The following is an 848-nucleotide window of genomic DNA, read 5'->3' on the forward strand; positions in this document are numbered from 1 at the left end:
TCCTGGCAATCTTCTGAAGTGGGAAGTGGGGAGTTCAGAGTGTTTATTGGTGAGTCAGAGTCGGAAATGTCACTGATCGGTATAACTGATGCCACTTCTATGCGATTGCAGAATCGATTGGATAACGGCAAGACCTACTATTGGTCAGTTGAGCTCTGGCAGGAAGGAAAGATGATATCCTCAACCGGTCCAAATAGATTCAAGACAATGTCGTCCGATAAACCTACTGCTTCTGAGAGTGCCGATATGTTAGCTTTCTACTTCAACGACGTTTTGAATATAGTTTCACTGAGCAGCGCTGGCCTGGAAATCGTTGAGATCCCTTATCAGTATGATGGAAAGAACTCCGCAATTCTAAACGGTGATCTACTTTATGTGATAGACAAAAGTGGAAAACTGTCCACAATCAACTACCGGACCGGTGAGGCCGAAGTTATCGACACTCTAGTTACTAACACGGTTCCAGAGAAGTTGATTATGGAGGGCGGATATCTCTGGATTCTAGACACCAAGAGTGCAGGAATGGTCATTAGAGTAGTTCTCAGCGAAAGTGGCATTCCCGAAAGAATGGAAACTGTTTACAGGGACTGGACGACACCGGTTGATTTATTCGTCACGCAAGATCTCTCGAGAATTTATCTGGCAGATGCTTTGTCGGGAATAAAAATCCTCGAGAGAGGAGGGGAAACTTACAACGATCGTTCTTCAAGTTTTGAAGTTCCCTTGGATGGTTATTCCAGAGCAGTTGCTGAAAGTAACGGTGTTGTTTATTCTGGAGAGGCAGGAATAGACGGTGGTTTGAAGGTCATTGATATAGCAAGATCGAGAAAGGCTAATGTAGGAAGGTA

The 848-nt window shown here is 44.3% G+C and carries 1 pseudogene; it reads left to right on the forward strand.

Annotation, left to right across the window (positions count from 1 at the left end):
- Positions 1 to 39: 39 nt before the first annotated feature.
- Positions 40 to 848, forward strand: a pseudogene (locus tag BG32_RS00580) (hypothetical protein); the annotation flags it as partial.

Origin of the sequence: Mesotoga sp. HF07.pep.5.2.highcov (assembly GCF_003666285.1) — a bacterium.
Classification (GTDB): Bacteria; Thermotogota; Thermotogae; order Petrotogales; family Kosmotogaceae; genus Mesotoga; species Mesotoga prima.